The 26,943-nt window shown below is 70.1% G+C and carries 23 protein-coding genes, 1 tRNA gene and 1 pseudogene; 17 read left to right on the top strand and 8 right to left on the bottom strand.

All coding sequences use genetic code 11. The features are described from left to right. Window positions 1–57: 57 nt before the first annotated feature. A complete protein-coding gene (gene hutU / locus QCN29_RS13755; RefSeq protein ID WP_279928165.1) occupies window positions 58–1,716 on the bottom strand; it encodes a urocanate hydratase in 1,659 nt (552 codons plus the stop codon). 106 nt (window positions 1,717–1,822) lie between these two features. On the opposite strand from hutU, the gene QCN29_RS13750 reads away from it, so the two are divergent. The 7 genes and pseudogenes from QCN29_RS13750 to QCN29_RS13720 all read left to right on the top strand — a co-directional run bounded on the left by QCN29_RS13750 (window position 1,823) and on the right by QCN29_RS13720 (window position 6,676). Continuing rightward, on the top strand, window positions 1,823–3,157 hold the full coding sequence (locus tag QCN29_RS13750) for a type III PLP-dependent enzyme domain-containing protein (RefSeq protein WP_279928164.1): 1,335 nt from the start codon (window positions 1,823–1,825) through the stop codon (window positions 3,155–3,157). A 4-nt stretch (window positions 3,158–3,161) separates the two neighbouring features. Continuing rightward, a complete protein-coding gene (locus QCN29_RS13745) occupies window positions 3,162–3,644 on the top strand; it encodes an SRPBCC family protein (protein WP_240138382.1) in 483 nt (160 codons plus the stop codon). Between the two features lie 111 nt (window positions 3,645–3,755). Next, a pseudogene (locus tag QCN29_RS13740) lies at window positions 3,756–4,289 on the top strand (APC family permease); the annotation flags it as partial. Between the two features lie 178 nt (window positions 4,290–4,467). Then, a complete protein-coding gene (locus tag QCN29_RS13735; RefSeq protein ID WP_240138381.1) occupies window positions 4,468–4,872 on the top strand; it encodes a roadblock/LC7 domain-containing protein in 405 nt (134 codons plus the stop codon). Between the two features lie 20 nt (window positions 4,873–4,892). Next, window positions 4,893–5,642 carry a transcriptional regulator gene (locus QCN29_RS13730; protein WP_318036709.1) on the top strand — a complete coding sequence of 250 codons (750 nt, stop codon included), beginning with the start codon at window positions 4,893–4,895 and terminating at the stop codon, window positions 5,640–5,642. 136 nt (window positions 5,643–5,778) lie between these two features. After that, a complete protein-coding gene (locus QCN29_RS13725) occupies window positions 5,779–6,213 on the top strand; it encodes a roadblock/LC7 domain-containing protein (RefSeq protein ID WP_279928240.1) in 435 nt (144 codons plus the stop codon). An 88-nt stretch (window positions 6,214–6,301) separates the two neighbouring features. Next, a complete protein-coding gene (locus QCN29_RS13720) occupies window positions 6,302–6,676 on the top strand; it encodes a hypothetical protein (RefSeq protein ID WP_240138378.1) in 375 nt (124 codons plus the stop codon). Between the two features lie 93 nt (window positions 6,677–6,769). Here QCN29_RS13720 and QCN29_RS13715 read toward each other — a convergent pair whose 3' ends face one another. Continuing rightward, on the bottom strand, window positions 6,770–7,612 hold the full coding sequence (locus tag QCN29_RS13715) for a MurR/RpiR family transcriptional regulator (protein ID WP_279928159.1): 843 nt from the start codon (window positions 7,610–7,612) through the stop codon (window positions 6,770–6,772). Between the two features lie 19 nt (window positions 7,613–7,631). Beyond that, window positions 7,632–7,925 carry a hypothetical protein gene (locus QCN29_RS13710; RefSeq protein ID WP_279928158.1) on the bottom strand — a complete coding sequence of 98 codons (294 nt, stop codon included), beginning with the start codon at window positions 7,923–7,925 and terminating at the stop codon, window positions 7,632–7,634. A gap of 15 nt (window positions 7,926–7,940) precedes the next feature. Between QCN29_RS13710 and QCN29_RS13705 the strand changes: the two genes are divergently transcribed. Beyond that, window positions 7,941–8,390 carry a hypothetical protein gene (locus QCN29_RS13705; RefSeq protein WP_279928157.1) on the top strand — a complete coding sequence of 150 codons (450 nt, stop codon included), beginning with the start codon at window positions 7,941–7,943 and terminating at the stop codon, window positions 8,388–8,390. A gap of 523 nt (window positions 8,391–8,913) precedes the next feature. Here the strand turns inward: QCN29_RS13705 and QCN29_RS13700 are convergent. Next, window positions 8,914–10,302, bottom strand: a complete 1,389-nt coding sequence (locus QCN29_RS13700; protein ID WP_279928156.1) for a cystathionine beta-synthase — start codon at window positions 10,300–10,302, stop codon at window positions 8,914–8,916. Between the two features lie 129 nt (window positions 10,303–10,431). Here QCN29_RS13700 and QCN29_RS13695 point away from each other — a divergent pair, with 129 nt between their 5' ends. The 3 genes from QCN29_RS13695 to QCN29_RS13685 all read left to right on the top strand — a co-directional run bounded on the left by QCN29_RS13695 (window position 10,432) and on the right by QCN29_RS13685 (window position 14,163). Continuing rightward, entirely contained in the window at window positions 10,432–11,565 is a 1,134-nt protein-coding gene (locus QCN29_RS13695; RefSeq protein WP_279928239.1) for an SGNH/GDSL hydrolase family protein, read from the top strand. Between the two features lie 253 nt (window positions 11,566–11,818). Next, complete coding sequence (locus QCN29_RS13690; RefSeq protein WP_279928154.1) at window positions 11,819–13,039, top strand: acetyl-CoA C-acetyltransferase; 1,221 nt, start codon at window positions 11,819–11,821, stop codon at window positions 13,037–13,039. A 251-nt stretch (window positions 13,040–13,290) separates the two neighbouring features. Continuing rightward, window positions 13,291–14,163, top strand: a complete 873-nt coding sequence (locus QCN29_RS13685) for a hypothetical protein (protein ID WP_279928237.1) — start codon at window positions 13,291–13,293, stop codon at window positions 14,161–14,163. Between the two features lie 68 nt (window positions 14,164–14,231). Here QCN29_RS13685 and QCN29_RS13680 read toward each other — a convergent pair whose 3' ends face one another. Next, window positions 14,232–14,552, bottom strand: coding sequence for a hypothetical protein (locus QCN29_RS13680; protein ID WP_279928153.1), 321 nt, complete (start codon window positions 14,550–14,552; stop codon window positions 14,232–14,234). 98 nt (window positions 14,553–14,650) lie between these two features. Here QCN29_RS13680 and QCN29_RS13675 point away from each other — a divergent pair, with 98 nt between their 5' ends. Beyond that, window positions 14,651–14,881: a DUF4287 domain-containing protein gene (locus QCN29_RS13675; RefSeq protein ID WP_240138371.1), complete on the top strand. Its 231-nt coding sequence runs from the start codon at window positions 14,651–14,653 to the stop codon at window positions 14,879–14,881. A 133-nt stretch (window positions 14,882–15,014) separates the two neighbouring features. Here the strand turns inward: QCN29_RS13675 and QCN29_RS13670 are convergent, their stop codons facing one another. Beyond that, entirely contained in the window at window positions 15,015–15,899 is an 885-nt protein-coding gene (locus QCN29_RS13670; RefSeq protein WP_279928152.1) for a Bax inhibitor-1/YccA family protein, read from the bottom strand. A gap of 1,015 nt (window positions 15,900–16,914) precedes the next feature. Between QCN29_RS13670 and QCN29_RS13665 the strand changes: the two genes are divergently transcribed. From QCN29_RS13665 to QCN29_RS13655, 3 genes are all read left to right on the top strand, one after another. Further along, window positions 16,915–19,182 carry a bifunctional glycosyltransferase/CDP-glycerol:glycerophosphate glycerophosphotransferase gene (locus QCN29_RS13665; protein ID WP_279928151.1) on the top strand — a complete coding sequence of 756 codons (2,268 nt, stop codon included), beginning with the start codon at window positions 16,915–16,917 and terminating at the stop codon, window positions 19,180–19,182. A gap of 311 nt (window positions 19,183–19,493) precedes the next feature. Continuing rightward, entirely contained in the window at window positions 19,494–19,946 is a 453-nt protein-coding gene (locus QCN29_RS13660; protein WP_279928150.1) for a hypothetical protein, read from the top strand. Continuing rightward, window positions 19,943–21,091, top strand: a complete 1,149-nt coding sequence (locus tag QCN29_RS13655; RefSeq protein ID WP_279928149.1) for a glycosyltransferase family 4 protein — start codon at window positions 19,943–19,945, stop codon at window positions 21,089–21,091. The genes QCN29_RS13660 and QCN29_RS13655 overlap by 4 nt, the downstream gene beginning before the upstream one ends. Before the next feature lie 415 nt (window positions 21,092–21,506). Here QCN29_RS13655 and QCN29_RS13650 read toward each other — a convergent pair. Then, window positions 21,507–21,591: transfer RNA gene (locus tag QCN29_RS13650), tRNA-Leu, on the bottom strand. A gap of 371 nt (window positions 21,592–21,962) precedes the next feature. On the opposite strand from QCN29_RS13650, the gene QCN29_RS13645 reads away from it, so the two are divergent. Continuing rightward, entirely contained in the window at window positions 21,963–22,733 is a 771-nt protein-coding gene (locus QCN29_RS13645; protein WP_279928148.1) for an ABC transporter ATP-binding protein, read from the top strand. A 148-nt stretch (window positions 22,734–22,881) separates the two neighbouring features. Continuing rightward, window positions 22,882–25,422 (top strand): ABC transporter permease, encoded by a 2,541-nt coding sequence (locus tag QCN29_RS13640; RefSeq protein ID WP_279928147.1) that lies wholly within the window; start codon window positions 22,882–22,884, stop codon window positions 25,420–25,422. A 134-nt stretch (window positions 25,423–25,556) separates the two neighbouring features. Here the strand turns inward: QCN29_RS13640 and QCN29_RS13635 are convergent, their stop codons facing one another. After that, window positions 25,557–26,858 carry a cyclopropane-fatty-acyl-phospholipid synthase gene (locus QCN29_RS13635; RefSeq protein ID WP_279928146.1) on the bottom strand — a complete coding sequence of 434 codons (1,302 nt, stop codon included), beginning with the start codon at window positions 26,856–26,858 and terminating at the stop codon, window positions 25,557–25,559. Between the last annotated feature and the right edge of the window lie 85 nt (window positions 26,859–26,943).

Genomic DNA, 26,943 nt, shown 5'->3' with positions numbered 1-26,943 from the left:
CCTGGGCGGCCGCGCCGCGGTCCCCGGGCGCGTCCGGGGCGGGGGGAGGCGTGGGGCTCATGCGTCCTCCCGCATCGGGACGCGGACGCCCTTCGCCGTGGCGACGGAGTCCGCGAGGTCGTAGCCGGCGTCGACATGGCGGATGACGCCCATGCCGGGGTCGTTCGTCAGGACGCGGCGGATCTTCTCGCCGGCCAGCGGCGTGCCGTCGGCGACCGTGACCTGGCCCGCGTGGAGGGAGCGGCCCATGCCGACGCCGCCGCCGTGGTGGAGGGAGACCCAGGACGCGCCGGAGGCGACGTTGACCATGGCGTTGAGCAGCGGCCAGTCGGCGATCGCGTCGGAGCCGTCGAGCATCGCCTCGGTCTCGCGGTACGGGGAGGCGACCGAGCCGCAGTCGAGGTGGTCGCGGCCGATGACGACGGGCGCGGACAGCTCGCCGCTCGCGACCATGTCGTTGAAGCGTTCGCCCGCGCGGTCGCGTTCCCCGTAGCCGAGCCAGCAGATGCGGGCGGGCAGTCCCTGGAAGCGGACGCGCTCCCCGGCCATCCTGATCCAGCGGGCGAGGGACTCGTTCTCCGGGAAGAGGTCCAGGACGGCGCGGTCCGTCGCGGCGATGTCCTTGGGGTCTCCGGAGAGGGCCGCCCAGCGGAAGGGGCCCTTGCCTTCGCAGAACAGCGGCCGGATATAGGCGGGGACGAAGCCGGGGAAGGCGAACGCCCGGTCGTATCCGGCGAGCTGTGCCTCGCCGCGGATGGAGTTGCCGTAGTCGAAGACCTCGGCGCCCGCGTCCATGAAGCCGACCATGGCCTCGACGTGCCGCGCCATGGACTCGCGTGCCCGCCGGGTGAAGTCGGCGGGCTTCTCGGCCGCGTACGAGGCCATGTCCTCGAAGGCGACGCCCAGCGGCAGATACGACAGCGGATCGTGGGCGGAGGTCTGGTCGGTGACGATGTCGACGGGCGCGCCCGACTCCAGCATGCGCGGCAGCAGCTCCGCCGCGTTGCCCAGCAGGCCGATCGACAGCGGGCGGCGGGCGTCGCGCGCCTCGACGGCCAGCCGCAGAGCCTCGTCGAGCGAGTCGGCGCGGACGTCCAGATATCGGTGTTCGATACGGCGCTCGATGGCGCGCGGGTCGCAGTCGATGCAGATCGCGACGCCGTCGTTCATGGTCACGGCGAGCGGCTGCGCGCCGCCCATCCCGCCGAGCCCCGCCGTCAGCGTGATCGTGCCCGCCAGGCTCCCGCCGAACTTCTTCGCTGCCACCGCCGCGAACGTCTCATAGGTGCCCTGCAGGATGCCCTGGGTGCCGATGTAGATCCAGGAGCCGGCCGTCATCTGGCCGTACATGGTCAGGCCGAGCGCCTCGAGGCGGCGGAACTCCTCCCAGTTGGCCCAGTCGCCCACCAGGTTGGAGTTGGCGATCAGCACGCGCGGCGCCCACTCGTGGGTCTGCATCACGCCGACCGGCCGCCCGGACTGCACGAGCATCGTCTCGTCCTGCTTGAGCGTGCGCAGGGTGCGGGTCATCGCGTCGAAGGAGCGCCAGTCGCGGGCGGCCTTGCCCGTGCCGCCGTAGACGACGAGCTTGTCCGGGTGCTCGGCGACCTCGGGGTCGAGGTTGTTCTGGAGCATGCGGAGGGCGGCCTCCTGCTGCCATCCCAGGGCGCTCAGTTCCGTACCGCGCGGCGCCCGTACGGGGCGGGGTCCTGACATGGCACTGCCTCCTCGCGAATGTTGAGACTTCTATTCACATCCTGGATGGATGAATATCTGTAGTCAACAGCTGCGTCGCGCGCCGTCCGGTGATTGGCTGGGTTCCATGGCTTCGGACCGCCGGGATCAGGCCGTGCACGCGGCCCTGGCACAGGGTCTGCTCACCGAGGAGCAGCCGGTCGCCGCCCTGCTGGACACGGGCGGCATCCGGGCGTCCGCGACCGCCCTGAAGGAGGCGTTCGCCGCGGTGACCGACGCCCCGGTGCTGCACGCCTTCGCGGTCAAGGCCGCGCCGCTCGTCCCCGTGCTGGCGCTGCTGCACTCCGAGGGCCTCGGCGCGGAGGTGGCGAGCCCCGGAGAGCTGGCCCTGGCCAGGGCGGCCGGCGTGCCCGCGGCGCGCACGGTCCTGGACTCCCCGGCCAAGAGCGCCGCGGAACTGCACGAGGCCCTCGCCCTGGGCGTCGCGGTCAACGCCGACAACCTCCAGGAGCTGGCCCGCCTCGACGCGCTCGCGCCCGGGCGGGCCGGCAGCCCCGAAAGCGCCGCTCCGGCGGTCGGGCTGCGGGTCAATCCGCAGCTCGGCGGCGGCTCGATCGGCGCGCTGTCCACGGCCACGGCCACCTCCAAGTTCGGGGTCGGTCTGCGCGACGCGGGGGCGCGCGCCCTTATCGTGCGCGCGGTCCTCGACCGCCCCTGGCTGACCCGGCTGCACATCCACACCGGCTCCCAGGGCATACCGCTGCCCCTGATGGCGCAGGGCGTCCGAGCCGTCTGGGAGCTCGCCGAAGAGATCAACGCCGAGGCCGGCCGCCGCCGGATCGACACGGTCGACATCGGCGGCGGACTGCCGGTCAACTTCGCCTCCGACGAGCACACCCCGTCCTTCTCCGCATACGCCCGGCTGCTCCGGGAGGAGTCGCCAGGGCTGTTCGACGGCGGCTACGGCCTGGTCACCGAGTTCGGCCGGGCGCTGCTGGCCAAGCACGGCACGATCCTGAGCCGGGTCGAGTACGCCAAGACCGCGGGCGGCCGCCCCATCGCCGTCACCCATGCGGGCGTGCAGGTGGCGGCCCGCACGGTGTACGACCCGGAGTCCTGGCCGCTGCGGATCCGCGCGTACGACGCCGAGGGGCTGCCCAAGTCCGGACCCGCGGTCGCACAGGACATCGCGGGGCCCGCCTGCTTCGCGGGCGACCTGCTGGCCGAGGCCCGGCCGCTGCCGCTGCTGGAGCCGGGCGATGTGATCGCGGTCCTCGACACCGGGGCGTACTACTTCTCCAGCCCCTACGGCTACAACAGCCTGCCCCGCCCCGCCGTCCACGGCTTCACCGCCGCCGACGGCGGCGGTGCGGTCCGGTTCACGACCGTACGGCGGGCCCAGCGGCTCGACGAGATCGTCGCCGAGTCGGGGGGCGCGTACGCCGCGGCGCTGCTTCCATGAGGGCATGGCAGCAGGAGACACCACGGTGCACGTCGAACGCCGGATCGCCGCCCCCGCGGGCCGGGTGTGGCGGGCGCTGACCGATCTGGAGAGCATGCCGCGGGTGCTGAGCGGTGTGGAGCGGGTGGAGATTCTCTCCGAGGGACGGCACGGGTCGTTCGATGTCGGCACCCGCTGGCGCGAAACCCGCCGGATGATGGGCAAGCTGGCGACGGAAGAGATGTACGTGACTGCGGTGGAGCCTGAGCGCCGGTATGTGGTGGAGGCCGACTCCCACGGCGCGCACTATGTCTCCGAGTTCGCGCTCCGCGGGGACGGGCCGCAGGCGACGACCGTCCGGATGACCTTCTCGGCCACCCCGCCGAGCGGGATCGGCGGCGTGGTGGCCAAGCTGCTGGGCGGCCTGGGCCGCCGCGCCGTGAGCAAGGCGATCGCCAAGGACCTGGAGGACGTCGCCCGTTCGGTGGAGTCCGAACCGTCCGCCTGACGTGTGTGCGCCGCGGGTTGACGTACAGGCCCCGGCGCCCGCGCCGACCCCGTCTACGGGGGGCTCCGCCCCCGGACCCCCGCGCCTCAAACGCCGGCGGGGCTGAGTTTCGACGGCCCCCTGCTGGAGGTGGTCGAGGCGGGCGGGCTGGGCTTCCCGCCGAAGCTGTTCGCACTGATCGCGCTGTTCGCCGTCACCAACTCCGCGCTGATCAACATCATGATGGCCTCACGGCTCTGCTACGGCATGGCCAACGAACGCATTCTGCCGCGCGCGATGGGGCGCGTTCTCTCCAGGCGCCGCACCCCGGTCGCCGGGATCTTCTTCGTCTCGCTGATCGCGATCGTGCTGGTGTCCACCGGTGAGATCAAGACCTTCGGCGACACCACCGCACTCCTGCTGCTGTGCGTCTTCGCAGTCGTCAACATCGCGGTGCTGGTGCTGCGCAAGGACCGAGTGGCGCATGAGCACTTCCGCACACCGACGGCGCTTCCGGTCCTCGGGGCGGTCACAGCGCTGATCCTGGCCAGCCCGCTCGCCGACCGGGACGTGAAGGTGTATCTGACGGCAGGGGCGCTGATCGCGATCGGGATCGGCCTGTGGATCGTCAACAAGGCGGTGCTGCGCGCCCGCGGCGAAGACTGAGAAGAGCAGGTCGCGACCGGAAACCAACCCGCTGTGAAGGGGCGGACCCTATCGGTCTCGGGCATGTTCCGTTGGGAATTGCCGGAAAAAACGCGAGCACTCGCCACCTTGCGTAATGTGCCGGTCACTGCCGCACATGCGTACGCGGCATGGCCCGGGGGTGGGGAGGAGTGCCGGCGTGCCCGGAATCGACGAGTGCCTGCTGCAGGCCATGGTGGTGCCGGGCGCGCGTGGCGCGTCCATCGTCGACTGGACCAGCGGGCTGGCGATCGGGTCGATCGGCGACTCGCCGGGAGGCGACCCCGAGGCGAATGCCGCGGAGACCGCGGAACTCGCCCGTATGGCAGCCGAGTACACATCCTTCACCACCCGCACGGCGGACGGCGGGGACGGTGAGCTCGGCAAGGGGCTGCCCGTCGAGGACCTCATCGTCACCGCGCACAACGGCTATCACATCATCCGATTCGTCGAGACGGACTTCGACAGCAGCGTGTTCCTGCATCTGTGGCTGGACCGTGACACGGGCAACCTCGCCCTGGCCCGGCTCCGCATCGCGGACCTCGCCGAACGGCTGGTGCTGTGATGGCCTCGGCCGTCTCTCCCATGCTGGTGCGTCTGACCGAGGAGAAGGCGACCGGCGTGCTGGTCCGCGACCACGGCGCGCTCTATCTCGTCGACGGCGAGGTCGTGCACGCGGAGAGCCCGGCGGCCCCCGGTCTGGACGTCCTGCTGACCGCGAGCGGCCGGCTGCCGCGCGAGGGCTGGGAGGAGGCCGTCGCCGAGGCGGGCGTACGACGCGAGGTCGGCCGCCACCTCGTCGCCAGCGGGCGGCTGGGCTGCGGCGAGCTGGAGATCTGCCATCTGGGGGCGCTGTTCGACGCCGCGTACTTCGCGCTGACCCCGTGCAGCGGGCCGACCCGCTTCCGCTACGGGGTGGGGCACTGGATCGGCCGGGTGCGCCCGGTTCCCACCCCGGTCGTCGAGCGCGAGGCGCTGCGCCGCCGGGCGCTGCTCGACTCCATCTGGCCCCACCCCGAGATCGACGCCGCCCCGGTGGTCCCCCGGGCTCCGGGACCCGGCCGCGGGCCGACCCGGCGGCAGGCCACTGTGCTCGCACTCGCCGACGGGGTGCGCACCCCGGCCGACATCGCCCGGATGCTGGGCAGGCCGGCTTTCAACACCCTGCTCGACGTGCGTCGGCTGGCCGCGGCCGGACTCGTCGACACCGCCGTCCGGCCGTCCGGGCCCCCGCCCGAGCGGCCCGCGCTCCCCGCCTGGGTCCCGGAGGTCTCCGACGACCCGGACATCGCCCTGTTACGCCGGCTCCGCGACGCTCTGGAGGCAACCCTGTGAGGCACCGTGACACCCGCTCAGCCCATCGGGCACAGTGCGGCACGTCATGAAGCGGGCACTTCGGCTGCGGCCCAAGGGGCTCGAGAAGGGCCGGCCCGAGACGAAACCGACCAACGACGCCGAGAGGAGACAGCTGATGACGGCCGAAGGCGAGGTGCGCGGGGAGCTCCGACGGCTGCGTGCCCGGCTGCCTCAGGTGACCGGCACCCTCGCGGCCAGCGCAGACGGCCTCGTCCTCGCCTCCGAAACGGACGAGGCCAAGGAGGCGGAACACGTCGCCGCGCTCACCGCGGCCGCGCTCGGCGTCGCCCTGCGGCTGACCGAGGCGACCGGCCAGGGAGGTTTCCGGGAACTGCTCATCCGGGGTGAGAGCGGCTATGTCGCCACCTACGCGGCCGGCCCGACCGCCGTTCTCACCCTGCTGGCCGAGCCGCGTATCAACGTCGGCCGCCTGCATCTGGAGGCCCGGCGCTCCGGCGCCCGCATCGGAGAGCTCATCAGGGGCGCGCTCGAGCGGCCCGCGCTGGTCCCGCGCAAGCCGAACCGGCCCCCGAGCCTCGCCGGCCCCTGACCTGCCGGCCGCCCCGCGGCCGGAGCGAACGACCACAACCCACACGAAGAACGAAGTACGAAGAACAACGACCGAAGGAAGTGCGTTCATGGCCAACACCGAGACCGCTCTCAAGGAAGCCACCACCGCCATCGAGGGCGCCGTCGGCGCCGCGCTCGTCGACTACACCAGCGGCATGGCGCTGGGCACCATCGGCGGCGGCAAGGACCTCGACCTCAATGTGGCGGCGGCCGGCAACACGGACGTGGTGCGCGCCAAGGTGCGCACCATGGAACTCCTCGGCATGCAGGACGAGATCGAGGACATCCTGATCACGCTCGGCACCCAGTACCACCTGATCCGGCTGCTCAAGGGCCGCAACCACAGCGGCCTCTTTCTCTACCTCGCGCTGGACAAGCAGCGCGCCAACCTCGCCATGGCGCGCCACCAGCTGAAGCGGATCGAAGCTGATCTGGAGGTCTGAGCCGCACCGTCAGCGACGCCGCGCCCCGCCCGGCGCGGCGTCCCCGGCCGCGATGCCGGCTGCCGGACGGCGGGCGGCGGGCGGCGGGCGCGCTCACTCCATGAACAGACCCCTCGCGACGGCCGACGCGTCGAACTCCTCCAGCCGCGCCTGAGCGTCCGGCAGCGCGTCGCACATCGCCTCCAGCAGCACCCGCCCCAGCAGCATCGGGGCGCATGCCGTGTCAAAGGCCAGCCCCGTCCCCACGGCGGCCGGGATCAGCAGATCGCTGTGGGCCGCCACCGGGGCGAAGGCGGAGTCCGCGACGGTCACCACGGTCAGCCCGGCTCTGCCGCGCGCGTACTCCAGGGCCTCGACGACCTCCTTCGGATGCCGGGGCAGGGCGAAGCAGAGCAGCGCGCTCGCGCCCGCCCGCCTGGCCGCGTCGATGCGGTCGGCGAGCAGCGTGCCGCCCTCGTCCAGCGGCCGTACGTCCGGGTGGACCTTGGCGGCGAAGTAGGAGAAGCCCCTTGCCTGCGAGGACGCAGCGCGCAGTCCCAGCACCGGCAGCGGCCGGGAGGCCGCCAGCAGCCGTCCCGCGCGCTCCACGGGGGCGGGGTCGGCGAGCAGTTCCGCGAGCTGCCGCAGATTCTCGATCTCGCCGTGCACCGCCTGCTGGTACTCGTTGTACGCGTCCGACTCGCCCGCGCCCGTCTCCGCGGGCACGATCTCCCGGAGGTGGCGGCGGAGCGCCGGATAGCCGTCGAAGCCGAGGGCGACCGCGAAGCGGGTGACGGACGGCTGGCTGACCCCGGCCAGCTCGGCCAGCTCCACGCTGGACAGAAACGGCACATCGGCGGCCCGCCGCACCATGCTGTGCGCGATCCGCCGCTGGGTGGGGGTGAGCCGACGGCCCTCGAAGAGCTCCTGAAGCCGTGCGGCCGGGCTGTCCCGCAAGCCGTTCCCCCTTGTCGATTCAGACACCAGATGACTGCATAAGCATATGCAGCAGCCCCCGGGGGCCGCCCGTTCGGCGGCGCAGCCGCTCGGGCACGGGGACGTCGAACTCCGGGTCCCGGCGCACGACGTGCCCTCCCGCGACCGTCGGCAGCGAGGTGAGCCCGGCCGGCCCGTCGTCGGGCACGCTGAGGCAGCCGCCCGAGAGCACGGCCGGGTCAGCGGGCTTCGGGTGCTCCGGAATGCCCTTGAGGTGCTCTTCGAAGGTGAGAAGAAGAGGGGGGCTACCCCCACTGACCCGGGCGGGGCGCATCCGTACCGTGAAGCCATGACCTCCCGCGACCCGGAGCTCGTGAAGGAGCTCGACGCCACCCTGCACGCCCGCCGCGAGCTGGGCGAAGAGTACGACTCGGCCCTCGTCGAGTCCTTCCTGGAGAAGGTCGACCAGCGCATCGACAGCACACTGGACCGCCGTGTCCGCCGGCAGCTCGCCGAACAGCAGATGGTCGTGGCCCGCGGCGCCCGGCCCCGGCCGCCGTCCGGCGACACCGGCTCCGACTCCGGCTTCGGCGAGCGCTTCGGCTTCACGGTCGTCTCGTTGATCCTCGCCGTTCCGCTGACCGCCATCGGCGTGGTGAACGAGGGCTTCAAGGGCCTGCTGGTCTCCTGGCTCGGCATCGTGGCCGTCAACGCGGTGCACGGGGCGCGCGGTTGGCCATGGCTGCGGCGGCGGGACCGGGAGAGGGGCGGGAACCGGGGTTCCGACTGGGAGGAGTGAGTGACGCGGGGGCCGCCGCACCCCCGGCGAACCGGGGGGCGGGACGACGGCGGCCCCCGCGTGGGACACGGTCCGGGTCAGGGCCGGTCTCCGCGTCCGGGGCGTCTGGGAAGGTCCGGGAGCCGCTCCGGAGGTCCTCGAGACGCCGCTCGGTCGCCGGCCGGGCTCCCTGCCAGGCTCCCTGCCGACATCAGTAACTGTGCCGGACGCGTGTTAAGCAATTGCTGCGCGGACGTGACGCGTTCGTAGCCTTTTCGAGGCCTGCTGGACGGTGTCCTGACGCCCTGACGCCCTGACGCCCTGACGCCCTGACGCCCTGACGCCCTGACGCCCTGACGCCCTGACGCCCTGACGCCCTGTCGGCTGCCGCGGACCCGAGGAGGCGCGTTGCCCCCGAAGGGAGACACGTCCTCGAAGCCCAAGCCCCGCTCCCCTCGGAGTGCCGCGTGCCCGGTGGCTGCGGCGCCGCGAGGGGTGCGGGGTCGGGGGCGGGGGCGAAGCCCCGCACCGGAACGGCGACGGGTTACTTGCCGCCCGCCGCCAGGAAGGCGAGCAGGTCCTGGCGGCTGACCACGCCCGTCGGCTTGCCCGCGACCAGGACGATCGCCGCGTCGGCCGCCTCCAGGACCTTCATCAGGTCCGCGACCGGCTCACCCGAGCCGACCTGCGGCAGCGGCGAGGACATGTGCTTCTCCAGCGGGTCGCCCAGTGACGCGGTCTGCGTGAACAGCGCGTCCAGCAGCTCCCGTTCCACGACCGAGCCGATGACCTCGGCGGCCATCACGTCCGGGTGTCCGGCGCCCGGCTTGACGATCGGCATCTGCGAGACCCCGTACTCGCGCAGCACCTCGATCGCCTCGCCGACGGTCTCCTCCGGGTGCATGTGCACCAGGCTGGGGATGCCGCCGCCCTCCTTGTGGCGCAGCACGTCGGCGACGGAGGCGGCCGGACCCTCGCCCTCCAGGAACCCGTAGTCGGCCATCCACTCATCGTTGAAGATCTTGCTCAGATAGCCGCGGCCGCTGTCCGGCAGCAGCACCACGACGACGTCGTCCGGGCCGAGCCCCTCCGCGACCCGCAGCGCCGCGACCACGGCCATGCCGCAGGAGCCGCCGACGAGCAGCCCTTCCTCCTTGGCCAGCCGCCGGGTCATCTGGAAGGAGTCCTTGTCGGACACGGGGACGATCTCGTCGGTGACCTCGCGGTCGTACGCGGACGGCCAGAAGTCCTCGCCGACGCCCTCGACCAGATACGGCCGCCCGGAACCGCCGGAGTACACGGAGCCCTCCGGGTCGGCGCCCACGATCTTCACCTCGCCGCCGCTGATCTCCTTGAGGTAGCGGCCGGTGCCCGAGATCGTTCCGCCGGTGCCGATGCCCGCGACGAAATGGGTGATCTTCCCCTCGGTCTGCTGCCACAGCTCGGGACCGGTGGTCTCGTAGTGCGAGCGCGGGTTGTTGGGGTTGGAGTACTGGTCCGGCTTCCAGGCGTTCGGCGTCTCGCGCACCAGCCGGTCGGAGACGTTGTAGTACGAGTCCGGGTGCTCGGGATCGACGGCCGTCGGGCAGACGACGACCTCGGCGCCGTATGCGCGCAGCACATTGATCTTGTCCATGGACACCTTGTCCGGGCAGACGAAGATGCACTTGTAGCCCTTCTGCTGGGCCACGATGGCAAGTCCGACGCCGGTGTTTCCGCTGGTCGGCTCCACGATCGTGCCGCCCGGCCGGAGCTCTCCGGACTCCTCGGCAGCCTCGATCATGCGCAGGGCGATCCGGTCCTTGACCGAGCCGCCGGGGTTGAAGTACTCGACCTTGGCCAGGACCGTCGCCTGAATGCCTTGGGTGACGCTGTTCAGTTTCACCAGCGGGGTGTCGCCGACAAGACTGATCATCGAGTTGTGGATGCGCACAGTGTTCTCCGGGGTCTCCGTGTTGGTACGGCCAGCGTATGTGGAGCAGCGCGTGATTGGGCGACGGTTGCTTCGGGGCAGTTAGCTCATGTACGCGAGGAGGTGGCTGGGACGGTGTCGAGGGCGAGGGTGGCACGGCGCATCGCGGCGGGCGCGGCTTACGGCGGAGGCGGACTCGGCCTGATCGGAGCGGCCGCGATGGGCGTCCTGCTGGCCGAGGTCCAGCTTGCGAAACGTTCGGTGGGCGGTGGCGCGGCCCCGCTGCCGCCGCGCGGCGAAGGGCTGTACGGTCTGGCGTTCGGCAGCTCGGAGCCGCTGCGGCTGGCGGTGCTCGGCGACTCGACGGCCGCGGGGCAGGGCGTGAGGCGCGCGGGCCAGACTCCGGGGGCGCTGCTCGCCTCGGGCCTCGCCGCGGTGGCGGAGCGCCCGGTGGCGCTTCGCAATGTGGCGCTGGCCGGAGCCCAGTCCGACGACCTGGAGCGCCAGGTGACGCAGTTGCTCGCGGACGAGGCGCGACTGCCCGACGTCTGCGTGATCATGATCGGGGCGAATGACGTCACCCACCGGATGCCGGCCACTCAGTCGGTGCGCTATCTCTCCGAGGCGGTGCGCCGGCTGCGCACCGCCGGTGCGGAGGCAGTGGTGGGCACCTGCCCGGATCTGGGCACGATCGAGCCGGTCTACCAGCCGCTGCGCTGGCTGGCCCGGCGGGCGAGCCGGCAGCTGGCGGCGGCGCAGACGATCGGGGTGGTGGAGCAGGGCGGGCGTACGGTCTCGCTGGGCGATCTGCTGGGGCCCGAGTTCGCGGCGAACCCGCGCGAGATGTTCGGGGTGGACAACTACCATCCGTCGGCGGAGGGCTATGCGACGGCGGCGATGGCGGTGCTGCCCACGCTGTGCGCGGTGCTCGGTCTGTGGCCGGAGGCGGACCGGCTGGAGCCGGAGCGGGACGAGGACATGCTGCCGGTGGCCCGGGCGGCGGCCGAGGCCGCGTCGGAGGCCGGTACGGAGGTCACGGCCGCACGGGCCCCCTGGGCGCTGCTCAAGCACCGCCGCCGGCGCAGGCTCCCTCCGCCGTCGCCGGAGTCCGAGGGCACGCCGGAGTCCGAGGGCACGCCGGAGTCCGAGGGCACGCCGGAGTCCGAGGGCACGCCGGAGTCCGAGGGCACACCGGAGTCCGAGGGGACGCCGGAGTCCGAGGGCACGCCGGAAGCCTCCGCGCAAGCGCCGGGCGAGCCCACGGAGGAGGCACGCCGCGCCTGACGGGCGAGTGAGCCGAAGGGGTGCGCGGGTGTCGAAAGGAAGAACGCGCGGAGCTTGCGAGGAACGAGCAAGCGAGCACGATCGACCGTCGACACACGCTCAAGCACCCCGGAGGCGAACCGAGCCACAAAAGCACAGTTAAGCGTGCGCTTAGAATTGAGGTCCGCATCACACCGGAACCCCGGTGACCGCCGCGATACGTGCGGGTAACTTCCCAGACAGTCCTGCACGCACCCTTCCTCCTGGAGCCGTGATGCCCGAAGCCGTGATCGTCTCTGCAGCCCGCTCCCCCATCGGGCGCGCCTTCAAGGGCTCGCTGAAGGAGATGCGCCCGGACGACCTGACCGCGACCATCATCCGGGCCGCACTCGACAAGATCCCCGAGCTGGACGTCAAGGACATCGACGACCTGATGCTCGGCTGCGGCCTCCCCGGCGGCGAGCAGGGCCACAACCTCGGCCGGATCGTCGCCGTGCAGATGGGGATGGACCACCTCCCCGGCTGCACCGTCACCCGCTACTGCTCCTCCTCGCTGCAGACCTCCCGGATGGCGATGCACGCCATCAAGGCGGGCGAGGGCGACGTCTTCATCTCCGCGGGCGTCGAGACGGTCTCCCGCTTCACCAAGGGCTCCTCCGACGGGATGCCCGACACCCACAACCCGCTCTTCGCCGAGGCCGAGGCCCGCAGCGCGGAGCGCGCCGAGAACGGCTCGGACGAGTGGCACGACCCCCGCGAGGACGGCCTGATCCCGGACGCGTACATCGCGATGGGCCAGACCGCCGAGAACCTCGCCCGGCTCAAGGGCATCACCCGCCAGGAGATGGACGAGTTCGGCGTGCGGTCGCAGAACCTCGCCGAGGAGGCCATCAAGAACGGCTTCTGGGAGCGCGAGATCACGCCCGTGACGACCCCGGACGGCACGGTCGTCAGCAAGGACGACGGCCCCCGCCCCGGCGTCACCGCGGAGGGCGTGGCCGCCCTCAAGCCCTCCTTCCGACCCGACGGCCGGATCACCCCCGGCAACTGCTGCCCCCTGAACGACGGCGCCGCCGCGCTCGTCATCATGAGCGACGTCAAGGCCCGTGAGCTGGGACTGACCCCGCTCGCCCGGATCGTCTCCACCGGCGTCTCCGCGCTGTCCCCCGAGATCATGGGGTACGGGCCCGTCGAGGCGTCCCGGCAGGCACTGGCCCGCGCCGGGCTGACGGCCGGCGACATCGACCTCGTGGAGATCAACGAGGCGTTCGCGGCACAGGTGATCCCCTCCTACCGCGACCTGGGCTTCGACCTGGACAAGGTGAACGTCAACGGCGGCGCGATCGCCGTCGGCCACCCGTACGGCATGACCGGCGCGCGCATCTCGGCCACGCTGATCAACAGCCTCCAGTTCCACGACAAGCAGTTCGGCCTGGAGACCATGTGCGTCGGCGGCGGCCAGGGCATGGCGATGGTCCTGGAGCGGCTGAGCTGACCTGCGACCCCGGCCGCCGGGCCGGCTTCCCGCCCGTCGGATGTCGGCTCGTGACTGAATCTCCCCCAGGATGTGACCTTGGTCCTGGGGGAGCATCGTTTTCCCAGGTCAGCGCGTTACCGGGGGAACGGGCGAGGCGCATAGCCTGTCCGGTTCGTGGCGTAATGCACTGACAGCTGGCATAGTCCCACGACAAGCTGATGTAGGAAGTCGGGGGATCGATCGAAACCGGGAGTACGTCCGTGAGCGCCATGTCCCTTGCCCTGCTGCTCACCACGGCCGCTGCCACGGCCGTGGGCGCCGCCGCCCTGCACGCCGCACACGGGCTGCGCACCCAGGTCGCCGCTCTGCGCACGGAGCTGGCCGAGACCCGGGCGGCGGCCGCCGCCGAGGGGCAGGACTCCGCCGCCTCGGCCGCCGCCGTCGTGCCCAGACAGACCGTCCGCAGCGCCGAGCCGGCCGAGCCCGCGGCCGAGATACGGGCCGCCGTCGCCGAGGCGCTGGCCGAGGAGCGCGAACGCGAACTGGCCGAGGCCCGCGCCTTCTGGGCGGCGCAGGAGGCCCGGGACGCGGCGGACGCGCCCTCCCTGCTCGGCGGGGTGTCCGGCCCCGGTGAGGAGCTCCCGCCGTTCTATGTGCCGCGTCAGGCGGACTTCGCGGGTCTTGAGGCCGTGGATTTTGACGCCGTGAGCTTTGACCCCGCCGAGGCGATCGAGGACCAGCCCGAGGGGACGGAGTTCGCCGAGGACTCCCCCGAGCTGGCGGCCGCACGCCGCCGCCACCCGTCGCACCCCGACTTCGTACCGGTCCAGACTCCGGTGGTCACCGACCACGAGCGCACGGTGGCGCGACTGGAGGAGCTGGCCGAGACCCGCGCCGAGCTGGCGGACGTGCGGCCCGGCCCGCTCGGCACCCTCGATGTCTACGTCTTCGCCGACGGCACGACGCTGTGCATGACCCCCGGCCACCGGGAGACCGCCGAGCGGCTCGCCGACGCGCTGCGGGACGGTGACACACCGGTCCTGCTCGGGGGCTCGGGCGTCTCCGGCGCGTACGCGCTGACGTTCGCGTGCGGCGACGACAGCGTGTACATCCTGGCGGACCGCGTGATCGCCTCCCTGTGACCCGGGGGCTCCGCGCCTCAAAGGCCCGCGAGGCCTGATGTGCTCCTCAGTCGCCGGAGGGGGCTGAACTACAGCCCCGCCCTCACCGCCGCCTCCCGCACCCGCGCCACCGCCTCCGCAAGCACGCCCCCGGCACCCGCGCCCCGCAGCGCTTCGGCCAAATCCCGGCCCGCCACCGTCAGCTGGTCCGCGACTGCGAACACCCCCGCGTCCGGCATGATCCGAGGCTCGCTGTCCGGGGCCTCCAGACGCTGTGCGCGCACCGACAAGTCCCTGGCCAGTGCCAGGCCCTCCGCGGCCGCTCCGCGCTGCAGACGGCTCTGCGGCGCGGCCCGCAGGCGCTCCGCAAGGTGATCCACGGCCTGCTCCAGCTCAGTCACATCCAGCACACCGTGACCCTATGCGCCCGCACCAGACTGTTGCCAATATGCGAACCCTCAGGCACGGTGGCGTGAAGGACCATTGCGCAGAGCGTCCGGAGGCGCCGATGTCCCAAGTCTTCTCCGAAGAGACCCATCGCAATCTGCTCGCACGCATCCCCCAATGCACCGGTCGTGAGATCTCCGACTGGCTCCGCACCGTCGACGAAGGCCCGTCCCTCTTCCGGTTCGAGGAGAAGGTGAGCTGGCTGCGGAGCGAGCACAACCTCGCCTACGGCCACGCCAAAGCGATCATCCACGAGTACGACCTGAGGCGCGCCGCGCGCAAGCTTCTCTAGCAACGGAAACCCTCACAGCAAGCCCCCTCCAGCGAGAAGGAAGCAAATGGAAGGGCCCGCGGGGATCGCCCCCGCGGGCCCTTCCGACGTCCGGCGCCCGGAGCCCCGGGCATCAGGCGTGAGACGTCCGCCGTCAGTCGTCGCCCTGCAGAATCGCGATCAGCCGCAGCATCTCCAGGTAGATCCACACCAGGGTCATGGTGAGGCCGAACGCCGCCAGCCACGACTCCTCGCGCGGAGCGCCGTACGCCACGCCGTCCTCGACCTGCTTGAAGTCCAGCGCCAGGAAGAACGCGCCCAGCAGCACACCGACGACGCCGAACAGGATGCCGAGGCCGCCGCTGCGGAAGCCCAGGCCGTCACCGCCGCCGAACACCATGAACAGCAGGTTCACGGCGGTGAGCAGCAGGAAGCCCATCGTGGCGATCATCAGATAGCGGACGAACCGCTGGGTGACCCGGACGATCCTGGTCTTGTACAGCACCAGCATGGTCACGAAGACGGCCATCGTGCCCAGCACGGCCTGCATGGCCGCGCCCGGGGCGACGAACTGGTCCACGAAGTTGCTGATCGCGCCCAGGAAAAGACCCTCGAAGGCCGCGTACGCCAGGATCAGCGGCGGCGAGGGCCTGCGCTTGAACGACTGGACCAGGCCGAGCACCATCGCGATGAGCATGGCGCCGATGGCCAGGCCGAAGCGCTCGTCGGTCAGGTAGATCCAGCCGAGGACGGCGCCGACGATGACGGTGCCGAGCGTCATGCCCGTACGCATGACGACGTCGTCCATCGTCATGCGGTCCGTCTGCGGCGGCGCCATCGGCGGGGCGCCCTGGACGCCGCCCTGCGGCGCGTAGGGGTTGGCGGCGTACGGGTTGGTCGCGTCGGTCGCGTACGGGTTGGCGCCGCCGCCCTGCGCGTAGGGATTGGCCGGCCCGGCCTGCTGCGCCGTGTTGAAGCCCGCGTAGCCGTTGTCCCGGCTGAACCCCCGTCGCGAGAAGACCGGGTTGCTGCTCCTCATCTCACTCCTCCATGGCCACCCTGCGCGGCCTTACGCCAAGAGTAATGGGTAGGCAAAAGTCCCACCCTCCTGCTCGCGTAGGAACTCTGCCCGATCCACCCGGCGGATGCACGCGCGTATCCGCTCAAACATGCGAACAGTCACATCACAATCTGCCAGGCGGAGTAGAGCCGGACATGCTCCGCACACACGAACGAATTGCCCATATCGGGCTAATCCGGACAGAGTGAGTGCCCGAAGTCGGGTTCGAATCTGATCCGCCGCCTCTCATGACCTGCCGCGATGCTGTGACCTGGCTGATAGAACCGGACCCGCGCACTCCTCGCCAGGGAGGCTGGTCCGCCTTGACCGTGGGCCGTTGACGTCTGCGGCCACGGCAGCGAGTCGGCGCCGCTGTCACCGTCGGGCCGGACGAACACGCGGTCACCGGCAAGGAGAAGGAGGTCGCACCAGGCGGCCAGAGCGAGAGCGGTGGCCGTTTCCCGCGCCCTTGCGCCCGAAGCTCAGGACCGCCCGGCCGTCCTGGTCGACGTGGTGGACGCGCGCAACACGGCCAGGAGTTACGGGACAGTCGTCACTCAGCCTGCGCGACGATGGGATCGCCCCCAGAGCGTGAGACTTCTCCCAAGACACCCGCGGCCATCCAGGGAACCGCTGCCGCCGAGAAGACCGCCGGCCGGAACCGCGCCATTCTCACCGGATCGATTACAGAAGCCTGCGACCTCGGGGTTTCACGATCTGAAAGGGCGCACCGCCGTCTCGTCCCCGGCTACGAGACCATCACCGCCAGCTCCGAAGTCATGATTCACGTCACAGGTCCGCCGGACCTCCGAGACGAGGCGTCAGATTCTGCGCCTGACATACGAGCTGTTGATCAGTGTATCCTACCTCATCTGTCAACCACGCGCCTGCCCCTCCAGGCCCTTCGGATGACGGAAAACTCAGGCCCCGGACCCGGACCGGACCCGGCCTCGGACAGCGAACCAGTGCGGTCAAAGGATTGGAAGAGCAGGGCGTGTCGAAGCCGCGTATCAGCGTGATTGTGCCGATTTACCAAGTGCAGTCCTTCTTGCGGGAGTGCCTCGATTCCATCCTTGAGCAGTCCTTCCGTGACATCGAGGTAATCGCCGTCAACGACCGCTCGCCTGATCGCTGCGGAGAGATCGTGGACGAATACGCCAAGGCCGACGAGAGGGTCCGGGCACTGCACCTGCCCGAGAACGTGGGCCTGGGTCGGGCGCGGAACGCGGGGATGGAGATCGCGCGCGGCGACTACCTGTTCTTCCTCGACAGCGACGACACGCTCACGCCTGGCTCGCTGCAGCTCATAGCGGACCGACTGGCGCAGACCTCCGACCCGGATGTTCTGATCTTCGACTACGCGCGCACATTCTGGTGGGGCGCGGCGACGCGCAACAGCCTGGCCTCAGTCTTTCAGACGGAGGGACCGGAGGTCTTCACAGCGAAGCAGCGGCCGGAGTTCCTCAACCTGCTCATGGTGGTATGGAACAAGGTCTACCGGCGCGACTTCGTTGAGCAGCGCGGCTTCCAATTCCCGCCGGGGTACTACGAAGACACTCCCTGGACCTTCCCAGTCCTGATGTCGGCCGACCGGATCGCCGCCCTGGACCACGTTGTCGTCCACTACCGTCAGCGTCGCCAGGGCAACATTCTTCGCACTGTCAGTCGCAAGCACTTCGACATCTTCGACCAGTACGAGCGGGTCTTCGCGTTCATGGACAGCGACCCGTCTCTCGCGGAGTGGCGGGCTCGACTCTTCACCAAGATGATCGACCACTTCATCGCCATCTTGGCGAAGAGCAACCGAGTGCCCAACGAACTGCGGTCCGAGTTCTTCGCTCTGGCACATCGTCACTATCGACGCTATCTGCCGGCGGACTATGTGCGACCCGACGGACATACCGGCCTCCGGCACGCGCTGATCGCGCGCGGCGCCTACCCGGTCTACCAGACTTTGAAGGTGGCCAACCAAGGTCGACGCAAGGTCCGCAAGACTGTCCGCGCCAGCCGGAAGAAGGTTGCCGGCAAGCGCCTGGATCGCCATTACGAAGCCGCGCTCAAGCAGCCCATCGACCAGAATCTGGCCGTCTACTCCGCCTACTGGGGCCGGGGTTACGTATGCAACCCCGCTGCGTTGCATGCCAAGGCCAAGGAGATAGCTCCCCACATCAAGGGTGTGGTGGTCGCCAAGCAGGACGAGGTGAAGAAGCTCCCACCGGGCACCGATTTCGTGATCCCGGGGACCGCGAGGTACTGGGAGGTCATGGCGCGCGCCAAGTACTTCTTCAACAACGTCAACTTCGAGGACCGCTTCGTCAAGCGGCCCGGCACCATCCACGTGCAGACGCAGCACGGTACGCCGCTCAAGCGCATGGGCATCCACATGCTGCCCTACCCGGTGGCAGCCAAGGGCACGAACTTCAGGAAGCTCCTGCAGCGATCGGACCGTTGGGATTTCTGCATCTCCTCCAACCGGTTCTCCTCAGAAATCTGGGAGCAGGCCTTTCCGTGCTCCTTCGCACCGTTGGAGAGCGGTTACCCCCGCAACGATGTCTTCTACAACTCGACTGCCGACGACGTCCGTCGCCTTCGGGATGAGCTCGGCATTCCTCAGGGAAAGATCGCCGTTCTCTACGCGCCGACTCACCGGGACTACACCACAGGCTTCGTCCCCCAGCTCGACCTCGCCCGCCTCACCGACGCCCTTGGTGATGGGTTCGTGGTGCTCATGCGAGGCCATCACTTCTACGAACAGACGCCGGAGCTGCAGGCATTGCAGGCTTCGACTCGTGTCATCGACGTCACCTCCCATACGTCCTCGGAGGAGCTGCAGCTCGCTGCGGACGTGCTGCTTGCGGACTACTCGTCCATGATGTTCGATTACGCCAACCTCGACCGGCCGATCGTGATCTATGCCAACGACTGGGACGCGTACACGGTCTCCCGCGGTGTGTACTTCGACCTTCTGGAGGAGCCGCCCGGCCACGTCGCACGCACTCAGGACGAACTGCACGACATATTCGTCAGCGATGCCTGGAAGGATGAGCGGTCCGATGCCCTACGAGGCTCCTTCCGCCGTAAGTTCTGCGAGTACGACGACGGCCGGGCGTCCGAGCGCGTCATACGACAGATCCTGCTGGGTGAGCCGGCAGAGGAGCTGCCGGTCGTGCCGTTGGACGAGCGGACGCCGGCCCCGTCGCCAACGGCCGCCCAGGCGGAAAGCATGAAGGAGCCTGCGGTCGGGCAGTCCAGGGCCGCGTAGATCCCGGTCGGAGCGTCGGCGCGCAACTATTGAGCGCGCCGACGCTTGGTACCGAGAAGTTGACAGCCCTGGCATGTGCGTGCACAAACTCCCGTCCTGCCCCCTCGGTGAGCCTGGCGGAATGAAGCGGACTGGTGCCGCTGTCTTGCCTGGCCTCTCGTCTCTCCCCCCCCGGGGGTAAGCCAATGACAGGAACAGAAGAGAAGGTGGCCATGCAAGCCAGTGCCGGGGAACGGCCCCACGCTGAAATCAGACGGGTCTGGCCGCGCGACGGTCACATCCGTATCCTCGGGACAGTCCTCATCGGCGGGATGCCGGACGACGCCCCCGTGGACAAGTCCTGGACGTTGCGTCTCACCTCCCGCGAACGGCCTGAGGTCCCCGCCCAGTCCGGCGTCAAACGGCTCACAAACCGGCTCATTCACAGTGTGACCCGCGCTTCGCGCCCCACCCCGCGTCGGCTGTACTTCCCCGTCGTCAGCGACGGGGCGCACTTCGAGACAGTCGTGGCCGTCCGCGACCTGGCTGTGTGGGACGCGCTGCCCCGCGAGCTCTGGGACCTGCATTTGGTCGCGGCGCGAGGTGGTAAGAAGCTGACACTTCGTGTCGGCCGCCACCACGACGACATGCCGGGTAAGAAGCAGATCGTGAAGTTTCCCGAGCAGTACAAGGCAGGGGTCGCCGTGCTGCCGTACTACACCGATGGCGACGACCTTTCCATACGCTGCGCCCGACGCGACGAGGCCAACCGGAGCGCCACATGAAGCTGACCTACCTGATCTACAACGCGTTCGGCGTCGGTGGTACTGTCCGCACCGTATTCAACCAGGCCAACGCCATGGTCGAGCGCGGCCACGACGTCGAGATCGCGACCATGCTGCGCTACCACGAGGAGCCGCCCTTCCCGCTGGACCCGCGGGTGAAGGTGACCGCGCTCGTGGACAATCGATCCGGCTCATACGTGGACTGGGACCGATACGAGGGCCCGGAGGACACCTCCTGGCATGATCGATTCCCAGCAGGCGTCTCCAAGAACGCGGACAGTCGTCGCCGCATCAGCGCGATGATCCGCTTCCTTCGCGGTCTGGAGCACCGGATCGTGGTCGGCACCCGACCCACGATCAACCTGGTCATCGCCGAGTTCACGGACCCGTCGCTGGTCCGGGTCGTCCAGGAGCACGCGGGCCTGTCCACGCACAAGGGCGAGTGGCGCAAGGCCATCGACGCCGCCTATGTGAGGATGGATGCAGTAGTCTGCCTCACCGAAGCGGACCGTGCTGCCTACGCCCAGTCGTTCCCCCATGTGCGCGTCGAGCGTATCCCGAACGCGCTGCACTCCCTGGACGTCCCACGTACCGACCTCTCACGGCCCCAGGTCGTCAGCGCCGGACGGCTCGATGGCAACAAGGGCATCGACAAGCTGATCGAGGCGTTCGGCCAAGTCGTGGAAGCCCACCCGGATTGGACACTGCGCTTCCACGGGGACGGCCCGGAGCTGGAAGCACTTCGCAAAGCCATCCGCGCCAAGCACCTGTACAACCACGTCTTCCTCATGGGTCCGACACGCAAGCTCGATGAGGAACTCGCGAAGGGCTCCATTTTCGCGATGAGCTCCAAGTCCGAGGGCTTCGGCATGGTGCTGCTGGAGGCTATGAACTGCGGCCTCCCCGTGGTCAGTTTCAACTGCCCGGTCGGCCCACGAGAACTCGTCTCCGATGGCGTGGACGGCCTGCTCGTCGCCGAACAGGACGTGGAAGCCTTGGCGTCGGGCATCATCCGCCTCATCGAGGACGAGGAGCTGCGCCGCAGGCTCTCCCGGGCGGCCCTGCAGAAGGCCGCCGAATACGGCCCCGACGCCGTCACCAAATCCTGGGAACACCTCTACGAGGACCTGACAGCGGCAAAGTGACGTCGGGTGTGCCAGGACCTGCACCTCCACGCCACTGAGTGACTCCGTCGGGGATCCTGGGATCCTCGGGTGGATCAGTGTGGCCGACAGGCATGCTCGGTTCGGAAGTGGAGGCCGTCCGTGGTTTCTGAGGTGTTCCGTGTCCTGCACCCCGCTCTGGTGAGCAGATGCCGTCCCTGACCGCGCAGAGGTCACGCGGGCGAGAACCCCGGCGGGACCACCGCGATGCGGGTCCGTGGCCGACAGGCTGCCGAGGTGGTGCGCTGCCGTCCCGACTTCAAGTACGCCCTGGCGCGTGAGCTGGGTGATCCGTGCTCCCAACTGTCTCTGGCCCCGCCGAGACGCCGTTCCACATGGTGGCTTGTGACCTCACCGTGCTTGTTCATCAAGTCCTGGATGTACGCCGTAGCAGGGATGGTGCCCGGAGCCGGACTTGAACCGGCACGGCCTGAAGGCCAGCGAGGTTTAAGCTCGCCGTGTCTGCGTTCCACCATCCGGGCGTGGTGCGCGCGGCTCCGCGTTGGCCTACGAGCCTATCCGCAGAGATCGCTTGAACGGCGGAACAGTGGCCCGATGTTGTCTTATTTTATTGACGTTTGAGGGGGCGTCAGACCAGCTCAAGGGCGTCGGGCACGGAAGGCAACACGCCATCGGCCATGACCAGGTGCATATGTGGTTGGCGGAAAGTCGCCGCCAGAGGGCGGTTGGCGGCCCTCAGGGACAACGTCATCCCAAAGGAGGAGGAGCAGAGCGTTCCGTCAGACTCGAGAGGGCCCCGGGAACGGGCTCGGGGAGTGACGATCCGCGGTTCGGCGGCCGACACGATGGTGAGGTCCCACAGACCACTCCCCCGTGACAGGAGTCCCCTCTCGTGACCACCACGCCCACCGCTCACCGCGCCACCGCCGTGGCCGCCCGCGCCACGGAACTGTCCAAGGTGTACGGACAGGGCGAGACCCAGGTGGTCGCCCTCGACCGGGTCACCGTCGAGTTCCGCCAGGCGGAGTTCACCGCGATCATGGGCCCCTCGGGCTCCGGCAAGTCCACGCTGATGCACTGCGTCGCCGGGCTCGACTCCTTCAGCTCCGGCTCCGTGCGGCTCGGCGAGACCGAGCTGGGCAGCCTGAAGGACAAGCAGCTGACCCAGCTGCGCCGAGACAAGATCGGCTTCATCTTCCAGGCCTTCAACCTGCTGCCCACGCTGACCGCCCTGGAGAACATCACGCTCCCCATGGACATCGCCGGCCGCAAGGCCGACAAGCAGTGGCTCGACCAGGTCATCGACATGCTGGGGCTCCGGGGACGGCTCAGCCACCGTCCTGCCCAGCTCTCCGGCGGACAGCAGCAGCGTGTCGCGGTCGCCCGCGCCCTGGCCTCCCGCCCCGAGATCATCTTCGGGGACGAGCCCACCGGAAACCTGGACTCCCGCTCCGGCGCCGAAGTGCTGGGCTTTCTGCGCAACTCGGTGCGCGAGCTCGGCCAGACCGTCGTCATGGTCACCCACGACCCGGTCGCCGCCTCCTACGCCGACCGCGTCGTCTTCCTCGCCGACGGCCGCATCGTGGACGAGATGCACAGCCCCACCGCCGACGACGTCCTCGACCGGATGAAGGCGTTCGACGCCAAGGGCCGGACCAGCTGACACCCGCGCGCTCCGGCGCACGCCCCGGCTCCCCCGGACCCCCGGCTCTCTGCCCGGACCCCCGGCTCTCCGCCGTGGCGGCCGATGCTCCCTGAGCCCCGGGGCCCCGGCCCCCTGCCTTCACCCATCCCACAGGACTGACACAGACATGCTCCGTACCGCCCTGCGCAATGTGCTCGCGCACAAGGCGAGGCTGCTGATGACCGTGCTCGCGGTCATGCTCGGCGTCGCCTTCGTCTCCGGCACCTTCGTCTTCACCGACACCCTCGGCCAGGCCTTCCGCAAGCAGTCGGCCAAGAACTACGACGACGTCGCCGTCGCCATCACGACATACGCCGTCCAGAGCGACGACGGCGGCGATGACACCGGCGTCGACCGGCCCACCCTGGACAAGATCCGCGCCGTCGACGGCGTGGCATCGGCCGTCGGCCGGGTCTCCGGCTTCGCCGGCGTCGCCGACCAGGACGGCAAGCTGATCGGCAACGGCTGGACCAACACCGGCGCCAACTTCGCCCCCGGCAAGGACGGCAAGGACTCCCAGTACCGCTTCACCGACGGCTCGGGCCCGGTCGAGGACGGCCAGATCGCCCTCGACAAGGACTCCGCCGACACCGGGAAGTACAAGGTCGGCGACCGGGTGCGGGTGGCGACCAACGGACCGGTGAAGGAGTACACCCTCTCCGGCGTCTTCACCACCGACGACGGCGCGGTCAGCGCCGGCGGCAGCCTGGTGCTCTTCAACACCCCGGTCGCCCAGAAGCTCTACCTGTCGCCCGGCCACTTCAAGGACGTCAACGTCGTCGCGGAGGACGGCGCGTCCGACGAGAAGCTGCTCGCCGCGATCAAGCCGCTGCTGCCCGAGGGCGCCGACGCCAGGACCGGCCAGGCCGTCGCCGACGAGCAGGCCCGGGAGATCGAGCAGGGCATGAGCAACTTCAACAGCATGCTGCTGGCCTTCGCGGCCATCGCCCTCTTCGTCGGCGTCTTCCTGATCGCCAACACCTTCACCATGCTGGTCGCCCAGCGCACCAAGGAAGTCGCGCTGATGCGCGCGGTCGGCGCGTCCCGCAGGCAGATCACCCGCTCGGTGCTGGCCGAGGCCGCGCTCGTCGGGCTCGTCGCCGCGACGGTCGGCTTCGCCCTCGGCGTGGGGCTGGCAGTGGCGCTGCGCTCGGGGATGTCCGCCTTCGGGCTGAAGGTGCCAGGCGGCCCGCTGGTCATCACGGCCACCCCGGTCGTCTCCTCCCTCACCGTGGGCGTGCTGATCACCATGCTCGCGGCCTGGCTGCCCGGCCGACGCGCCGCGAAGATCCCGCCGGTGGCCGCGATGGGCAGCATGCACGCCGCCCCCACCGTGAAGTCGCTCGTCGTGCGGAACTCCATCGGCGCGGCCGTCACCGCCCTGGGCGCAGTGCTCATCCTGCTCGGCGCGAGCCAGGGCTCCGACGGCCGGATGGTCATCGGCGGCGGCACCTTCCTCGCTCTGATCGGCGTCATCGTGCTGATCCCGCTGCTGTCGCGGCCGTTGATCGCCGTGCTGCGCGCCCCCATGGCCGGGCTGTTCGGCGTCTCCGGCAAGCTCGCCGGGCAGAACGCGGTCCGCAACCCGCGCCGCACGGGGGCGACCGCCTCGGCCCTGGCGATCGGCCTGACCCTGGTGACCGGGCTGTCCGTACTGGGCGCGACCGTCGGGCAGGCCATCGACAAGTCGACCACTGACAACCTCAAGGCCGACTATGTGGTCATGATGGCCGCGCAGGGCATGGCGCTCGACGAGTCCGTGGTCCCGGCCCTTCAGAAGGCGTCCGGCGTCCAGGCGGTCTCCGCGGACCAGAGCACCAACCTGAAGGCCGGAGGGGACGACTGGCAGTCGGTCGCGGGCGTCACCCCCGGCGACATCGAGCAGTTGCTGAACGTCAGGGCCGTCTCCGGCTCCCTCGGCTCGCTCGCGGACGGCAAGCTCGCCGTCGAGCAGAAGACCGCGGAGCAGAACGGCTGGAAGCCCGGCCAGACGATCGACGTCCAGTTCAACGACGACGAGAAGGGCACGCTGACCGTCGGCGCGGTCTACGCGGACAACGACTTCCTGCCCGGCCTGATGCTCTCCACTGCGGTGGTGAAGCCGCACGAGACCATGTCCCCGTACATCCCGCAGGTGTACGTCAAGATGGACGGCGGCCCGACCAAGGCCAATGAGCGGGCGCTGGTCGACGCCCTCGGCGACAACCCGGCCATCCGGGTGATGGACCAGCAGGACGTCCGCGACGAGCAGGGCGGCATGATCAACATGATGCTGAACATCATGTACGGACTGCTGGCGATGGCCCTGCTGATCGCGGTGCTCGGTGTGGTCAACACCCTGGCGATGTCCGTGTTCGAGCGGCAGCAGGAGATCGGCATGCTGCGGGCGATCGGCCTGGACCGCGGGCGCGTGAAGCGGATGGTCCGGCTGGAGGCCGTGGTGATCTCGGTGTTCGGCGCGGTGATCGGCATCGGCCTGGGCGCGTTCCTGGGCTGGGCCATCGGCCAGACCATCAAGGACTCGGTCCCGAACTACGCCCTGGTGATCCCGTGGGACCGGGTGGGCCTGTTCCTGGTGCTGGCGGCGCTGGTGGGCATGCTGGCCGCGATGTGGCCGGCCCGCAGCGCGGCGAGGCTGAACATGCTGTCGGCCATCAAGGCGGAGTGACCGTACGTCTTGGCGGCGGAGGGCCGGGCTCCCGGAAGGGAGGCCGGCCCTCCGCCGTGTCGATAAACGCCGTGTCGATAAACGCCGTGTCGTTCAGCGCCGTGTCGTTCAGCGCCGTGTCGTTGAACGCCGTGTCATCCGGCCCAGGCGCGGGAGCGCAGCGGCATGCCGGAGTCGCCGGTGTCCCGGGGCTTCACGGCGAGGACCTGGTTGACGCCGATCCGGTTGCGTTCGAAGGAGAGCGCGGAGGCGGCCATATAGAGCCGCCAGACGCGGGCGCGGCCGGGTGAGGTGAGGCCTACGGCCCGGTCCCAGTCGGCTTCCAGGTTGGCGACCCAGGCGCGCAGGGTGCGGGCGTAGTGCTCGCGGATCGCCTCGACGTCGCGGACCTCGAAGCCGGCGTCCTCGAGCGCGCCGACGGTGCGGCCGAGGGGCGCGAGCTCCCCGTCCGGGAAGACATAGCGGTCGATGAACTCGTCCACGTGATAGGCGGCTTCGTCCTTCTCCGGACGGCGGGCGATCTGGTGGTTGAGCAGCCGGCCGCCCGTCTTGAGCAGGGTGAACAGCCGGTCGGCGTACTCGCGGTAGCGGACCTGGCCGACGTGCTCGGCCATGCCGATGGAGGAGATCGCGTCGTACGGGCCGTCGCGGACGTCCCGGTAGTCCTGGACCCGGATTTCGATCCGGTCGGTCAGACCCTCCTCCGCGATGCGCTTGCGGGCGTAGGCGGCCTGCTCGGTGCTGAGGGTGACGCCGACGACCCGGGCGCCGTACTCGCGTGCGGCGTGCAGGGCCATGGAGCCCCAGCCGCAGCCGACGTCGAGCAGCCGATCGCCCTCGCGGAGGCCGAGCTTGCGGCAGACGAGGTCCAGCTTGGCGCGCTGGGCGTCCGCGAGTCCGGCGGCCTCCTCCTCGCCCCAGTAGGCGCACGAGTAGACCATCGAGGGCCCGAGGACCAGCTCGTAGAAGTCGTTGCCGACGTCGTAGTGGTGACTGATCGCCTGCCGGTCGCGGGTCTTGGTGTGCAGCGGCCCGGAACGGCGGCGGACCTCTTCGGGCGGCGGGGGCGGGGGCGGCAGTGTGCCGCCCGCCTTCAGCAGCGCGGCGGCCGCGGAGCGGAGGCGGGGGTCGCGGGCGGCGCGCAGGAGCCCCCCGCGGGGCGCGTCGCCCCGCTCCCAGACGACGCCCGACAACAGGTCGAGGGCCTGGTACAGATCCCCCTCGATGTCGATGTCCCCGGCTACCCAGGCACGGGCGAGCCCCAGCTCTCCGGGTCGCCAGAGGAACCGGCGCAGGGCCCTCCGGTGGCGTACGACGAGCACGGGCGCTCCCTCAGGCCCGGACTCGCTCCCGTCCCAGGCCCTCACCCGCACCGGGAGCGGGCCCCCCAGCAGTTCCTCGGCAAGGCTGGTCAGCCGCATCGCGGCGTCGGCCATGGCACACACCTCCGTGACGGTGGTTCCGGTCCGCACCGCCTGTCGTGCACCGGGGCACGGGTTGCGGTGCCGTTACTGGAACAAT

Source organism: Streptomyces chengmaiensis, assembly GCF_029846775.1.
GTDB lineage: Bacteria > Actinomycetota > Actinomycetes > Streptomycetales > Streptomycetaceae > Streptomyces > Streptomyces chengmaiensis.
This window is presented reverse-complemented; position numbering and strand designations above follow the sequence as displayed.

Bases quoted from the DNA above. Each gene is read 5' to 3' on its own strand.
- QCN29_RS13660 (WP_279928150.1), top strand. From the start codon at position 19,494: ATGCCGGACGACGCCCCCGTGGACAAGTCCTGGACGTTGCGTCTCACC.
- QCN29_RS13705 (WP_279928157.1), top strand. From the start codon at position 7,941: ATGACCTCCCGCGACCCGGAGCTCGTGAAGGAGCTCGACGCCACCCTG.
- QCN29_RS13690 (WP_279928154.1), top strand. From the start codon at position 11,819: ATGCCCGAAGCCGTGATCGTCTCTGCAGCCCGCTCCCCCATCGGGCGC.
- QCN29_RS13640 (WP_279928147.1), top strand. From the start codon at position 22,882: ATGCTCCGTACCGCCCTGCGCAATGTGCTCGCGCACAAGGCGAGGCTG.
- QCN29_RS13745 (WP_240138382.1), top strand. From the start codon at position 3,162: ATGGCAGCAGGAGACACCACGGTGCACGTCGAACGCCGGATCGCCGCC.
- hutU (WP_279928165.1), bottom strand. From the start codon at position 1,716: ATGTCAGGACCCCGCCCCGTACGGGCGCCGCGCGGTACGGAACTGAGC.
- QCN29_RS13750 (WP_279928164.1), top strand. From the start codon at position 1,823: ATGGCTTCGGACCGCCGGGATCAGGCCGTGCACGCGGCCCTGGCACAG.
- QCN29_RS13655 (WP_279928149.1), top strand. From the start codon at position 19,943: ATGAAGCTGACCTACCTGATCTACAACGCGTTCGGCGTCGGTGGTACT.
- QCN29_RS13635 (WP_279928146.1), bottom strand. From the start codon at position 26,858: ATGGCCGACGCCGCGATGCGGCTGACCAGCCTTGCCGAGGAACTGCTG.
- QCN29_RS13685 (WP_279928237.1), top strand. From the start codon at position 13,291: ATGTCCCTTGCCCTGCTGCTCACCACGGCCGCTGCCACGGCCGTGGGC.
- QCN29_RS13725 (WP_279928240.1), top strand. From the start codon at position 5,779: ATGACGGCCGAAGGCGAGGTGCGCGGGGAGCTCCGACGGCTGCGTGCC.
- QCN29_RS13720 (WP_240138378.1), top strand. From the start codon at position 6,302: ATGGCCAACACCGAGACCGCTCTCAAGGAAGCCACCACCGCCATCGAG.
- QCN29_RS13670 (WP_279928152.1), bottom strand. From the start codon at position 15,899: ATGAGGAGCAGCAACCCGGTCTTCTCGCGACGGGGGTTCAGCCGGGAC.
- QCN29_RS13730 (WP_318036709.1), top strand. From the start codon at position 4,893: ATGCTGGTGCGTCTGACCGAGGAGAAGGCGACCGGCGTGCTGGTCCGC.
- QCN29_RS13710 (WP_279928158.1), bottom strand. From the start codon at position 7,925: ATGCGCCCCGCCCGGGTCAGTGGGGGTAGCCCCCCTCTTCTTCTCACC.
- QCN29_RS13675 (WP_240138371.1), top strand. From the start codon at position 14,651: ATGTCCCAAGTCTTCTCCGAAGAGACCCATCGCAATCTGCTCGCACGC.